The sequence below is a fragment of the Candidatus Rickettsiella isopodorum genome (assembly GCF_001881495.1).
In the GTDB taxonomy this organism is placed as follows: domain Bacteria; phylum Pseudomonadota; class Gammaproteobacteria; order Diplorickettsiales; family Diplorickettsiaceae; genus Aquirickettsiella; species Aquirickettsiella isopodorum.
Genome location: NZ_LUKY01000020.1, coordinates 1 through 5,000 on the forward strand (window position 1 = coordinate 1; position 5,000 = coordinate 5,000).

At 48.0% G+C, this 5,000-nt stretch carries 2 tRNA genes and 2 rRNA genes (1 of these 4 running past the window's edge); all 4 read left to right on the forward strand.

The features are described 5' to 3' along the window. The first annotated feature begins 282 nt into the window (after positions 1 to 282). A 16S ribosomal RNA gene (locus A1D18_RS00110) occupies positions 283 to 1,843 on the forward strand. A 245-nt stretch (positions 1,844 to 2,088) separates the two neighbouring features. Further along, a tRNA-Ile gene (locus A1D18_RS00115) sits at positions 2,089 to 2,165 on the forward strand. Positions 2,166 to 2,339: 174 nt separating this feature from the next. After that, positions 2,340 to 2,415: transfer RNA gene (locus A1D18_RS00120), tRNA-Ala, on the forward strand. Between the two features lie 498 nt (positions 2,416 to 2,913). Beyond that, a 23S ribosomal RNA gene (locus A1D18_RS00125) occupies positions 2,914 to 5,000 on the forward strand; it runs 1,129 nt beyond the window's last position. The 16S and 23S rRNA genes sit together here with 2 tRNA genes alongside, the layout of an rRNA operon.

The following is a 5,000-nucleotide window of genomic DNA, read 5'->3' on the forward strand; positions in this document are numbered from 1 at the left end:
GCTTGACAGAAAAGATGTATGAGGTAGAATTCGCGAGCTCTTGAGTTTTTGGCTTAAGGGTGCAGAGAGAAGAGTTGAGTTGAAGTAGTGTAAGAGCTACGAAGCGACTAAGAAAATCTTAAAAGTTCATTAACAAAGTAGATGCAGTAAGCAAAGTGTGTGGGCGCTTGGCAAGAGCCGATATGAGGGCTATTAGAAGCGATTTTGATAGTTATAAGTATCAGCAAACCGAGCGCTGAGATTGTGAGAGATCATAATTTGAGTGAGACGGGATTAAACAAAAAAGTGAAGAGTTTGATCCTGGCTCAGATTGAACGCTGGCGGCATGCCTAACACATGCAAGTCGAACGGCAGCACAGTAAAGATTTCGGTCTTTATGGGTGGCGAGTGGCGGACGGGTGAGTAACGCGTAGGAATCTGTCTTGGAGCGTGGGATAACCCGAGGAAACTCGGGCTAATACCGCATGATATCGAGAGATCAAAAGCAGGGGACCGAAAGGCCTTGCGCTCTGGGGTGAGCCTACGTCGGATTAGCTAGTTGGTGGGGTAAAAGCCTACCAAGGCGACGATCCGTAGCTGGTCTGAGAGGATGACCAGCCACACTGGGACTGAGACACGGCCCAGACTCCTACGGGAGGCAGCAGTGGGGAATCTTGGACAATGGGGGCAACCCTGATCCAGCGATGCCGCGTGTGTGAAGAAGGCCTTCGGGTTGTAAAGCACTTTAGGTGGGGAAGAAAGGCAGTTGTTGAATACGCGACTGTTATGACGGTACCCGCAGAATAAGCACCGGCTAACTCTGTGCCAGCAGCCGCGGTAATACAGAGGGTGCAAGCGTTAATCAGAATGACTGGGCGTAAAGGGCGTGTAGGTGGTTAATTAGGTTTGATGTGAAATCCCCGGGCTTAACCTGGGAATTGCGTCGAAAACGGATTGACTCGAGTGAGATAGAGGGTTGTGGAATTTCCGGTGTAGCGGTGAAATGCGTAGATATCGGAAAGAACATCAGTGGCGAAGGCGACAACCTGGATCTTAACTGACACTGAGGCGCGAAGGCGTGGGGAGCAAACAGGATTAGATACCCTGGTAGTCCACGCAGTAAACGATGAGAACTGGCTGTGATGTGTAGGGAGCAATCTCTGCATGACGTAGCGAAGCTAACGCGTTAAGTTCTCCGCCTGGGGAGTACGGCCGCAAGGTTAAAACTCAAAGGAATTGACGGGGGCCCGCACAAGCGGTGGAGCATGTGGTTTAATTCGATGCAACCCGAAGAACCTTACCTACCCTTGACATCCTTGGGAGAAGGCAGAGATGCCTTTGTGCCGAAAGGAACCAAGAGACAGGTGCTGCATGGCTGTCGTCAGCTCGTGTCGTGAGATGTTGGGTTAAGTCCCGTAACGAGCGCAACCCTTATCCTTTATTGCCAACAGGTTATGCTGGGAACTTAAGGGAGACTGCCGGTGATAAACCGGAGGAAGGTGGGGACGACGTCAAGTCATCATGGCCTTTATGGGTAGGGCTACACACGTGCTACAATGGGTCGTACAGAGGGAAGCCAACCCGCGAGGGGGAGCCAATCCTTTAAAACGTCTCGTAGTCCGGATTGGAGTCTGCAACTCGACTCCATGAAGTTGGAATCGCTAGTAATCGCGAATCAGCAAGTCGCGGTGAATACGTTCTCGGGCCTTGTACACACCGCCCGTCACACCATGGGAGTGGGTTCTACCAGAAGGCGGTAGATTAACCTCGCAAGAGGGGATCGCCGACCACGGTAAGATTCATGACTGGGGTGAAGTCGTAACAAGGTAGCCGTAGGGGAACCTGCGGCTGGATCACCTCCTTATGAAAATAAGATAATAAACCCTAAACGCCTAAGCGCTCACACACATTGCTTACTCTTACTAGATGAATCTTCGGATTCTCAAATAAACAGAATAGACATAAAACCGAATTAGCGGGCCGAGTATTTTGATTTGGTTCAAGGCGGACGCGCTTTGAGAAGCGGAGTGTACTGGAAAGTACATGAGCATTCGAAAAGCAAGTCCAACGAAGAAATAAAACAAAAGACGAAGGCCTTAAAAAGATTGAGGGTCTGTAGCTCAGTTGGTTAGAGCACACGCTTGATAAGCGTGGGGTCGGTGGTTCAAGTCCACCCAGACCCACCAGCTTAAGACTAAATTAGAAAAGTCTTTTGGGTGCAGAACTAGAGAAGCGAAGAATTTTATTCGAGTTCAAGGCGAAAGATTGCCGAGGAACGGAGTGCACTGCGGAGTGCATGAGTACCGCAGACAAGCTTTTAACGCAGAAATCGAGTAAAAGACAAGCTTCCTAAAGTATGAGGGGCCATAGCTCAGCTGGGAGAGCATCGGCTTTGCAAGCCGAGGGTCGTCGGTTCGATCCCGACTGGCTCCACCAATACAGGCCCGAAAAGAATTGAAAGAATATAAGGAAGAGAAGGAAAAAAATAAGAAGCCAGGAAGGTAAAAGGAGATCATAGTCGTCTTTGGCGGCTATAGAGAAGTTCATTAACAAAACAGAAATCTGTAAGAAGGCGCGAAGATATAAAAAAAGTAAAATTTTTTTATGATCTTCCAAGAATGAAATAATGAAATTGTTGTAAAACAATTTCAGGGTATGTTGCATTCAGCGAAAGAACCAGAAAGAGAGGAATCCAACGAGTCAAAGCTTGCAAGCTTTACACTTAAGTTGGCGAGAAGTTTTTATGTTGCTCTTAAAAAAGTGAAATAAAAGCTGATCTAGAAAATCAAGTATTTTAGTTTAGTTCGAGGCGGGCGCGCTTAGAGAAGCGGAGTGTACTGGAAAGTACATGAGCATTCGAAAAGTAAGTCCAACGAAGAAATAAATTAAAAGACGAAGATTGTTCACCGATAAGAGTAACGAGTTGGGTTCTCAAATCAAGTAAATAAGCGCAGAAGGTGGATGCCTTGGCAGTCGAAGGCGAAGAAAGACGTGGAAGCCTGCGAAAAGCTTCGGGGAGTTGGCAAACAAGCTTTGATCCGGAGATATCTGAATGGGGAAACCCGATCTATTTTAGATAGGTCATTGTTAACTGAATTCATAGGTTGACAAAGCGAACCGAGGGAACTGAAACATCTAAGTACCTCGAGGAAAAGAAATCAAATGAGATTCTGCAAGTAGCGGCGAGCGAACGTGGAAGAGCCTTCACGAGCTAGTTAATAGGTTAGCCAAAAGGTCTGGAAAGGCCTGCCATAGAGGGTGAAAGCCCCGTCGGCGAAAATCTGTTAATGAGACTAAGCGTGAAACCAAGTAGGGCGGGACACGAGAAATCCTGTTTGAAGATGGGGGGACCATCCTCCAAGGCTAAATACTCTCGACTGACCGATAGTGAACCAGTACCGTGAGGGAAAGGCGAAAAGAACCCCGGTGAGGGGAGTGAAATAGAACCTGAAACCGTCTGCGTACAAGCAGTAGGAGCTCCGCACTTAAATTACTTTGTAGACCAGTGAATAGAAATATGAAACTGAAAAATAAAGAAGACTATTAGAAGTAGTACTCGCAGCAATGGGATTTTTGACAAGGCGCCGTGAAAATGAGTAACCGGAGTGTATTAACCATACATGAGGATTGCGAATTGAGCGGTAACGCAGAAAAAAATTCAAGTGCGAAGAGTATATTTTAGATAGTACACAGAGTAATTAAAGTGCGGAGTGACTGCGTACCTTTTGTATAATGGGTCAGCGAGTGACTTTTAGTGGCAAGCTTAACCGAATAGGGTAGGCGAAGGGAAACCGAGTCTGAATAGGGCGTTGAGTCGCTAGGAGTCGACCCGAAACCGAGCGAGCTAGCCATGTCCAGGGTGAAGCTTGGGTAACACTAAGTGGAGGCCCGAACCCACATCTGTTGCAAAAGATGGGGATGAGGTGTGGCTAGGAGTGAAAGGCTAAACAAGCTCGGAGATAGCTGGTTCTCCTCGAAAGCTATTGAGGTAGCGCCTCGTGTTAACGACTAGGGGGTAGAGCACTGTTTCGGTAAGGGGGTCATCCCGACTTACTGAGCCGATGCAAACTTCGAATACCTAGTTCGTGATGCACGGGAGACACACGGCGGGTGCTAACGTCCGTCGTGAAAAGGGAAACAACCCAGATCACCTGCTAAAGTCCCAAAAGTTAGGTTAAGTGTGAAACGTAGTGGAAAGGTTTAAACAGCCAGGAGGTTGGCTTAGAAGCAGCCATCCTTTAAAGAAAGCGTAATAGCTCACTGGTCGAATCGGTCTGCGCGGAAGAATGAACGGGGCTCAAACCTAATACTGAAGCAGTGAATGTCATTGGTTTTTGACCGATGATGTGGTAGAGGAGCGTTCGGTAAGCCGTTGAAGGTGACCTGTAAGGGTTGCTGGAGGTATCCGAAGTGCGAATGCTGACATGAGTAACGATAATGCGGGTGAAAACCCCGCACGCCGAAAGTCCCAGGATTCCTGCGCAACGGTAATCGACGCAGGGTGAGTCGGCCCCTAAGGCGAGGCGGAAACGCGTAGTCGATGGGAAACAGGTTAAAATTCCTGTACTTTTATAGACTGTGATGGGAGGACGAAGAAGGCTAGGTTAGCCGGAGACTGGTAGTTCCGGTTTAAGCGAGTAGAGAGAAGCTCTAGGAAAATCCGGAGTTTCGTTAATCTCGAGACGTGATGACGAGTTGTTAACCTCGGTTAATGACGAAGTAATTGATGCCCTGCTTCCAGGAAAACTCTCTAAACTTCAGGTCTATAGGAACCGTACCGCAAACCGACACAGGTGGACAGGTAGAGAATACTAAGGCGATGAGATAACTTGGGTGAAGGAACTAGGCAAATTGGCACCGTAACTTCGGGAGAAGGTGCACCTTTTTTGGTGATTGGGTTTACCCCAAAAGCTGAGGGAGGTTGAAATAATCAGGTGGTTGCGACTGTTTACCAAAAACACAGCACTCTGCGAACTCGAAAGAGGAAGTATAGGGTGTGACGCCTGCCCGGTGCCGGAAGG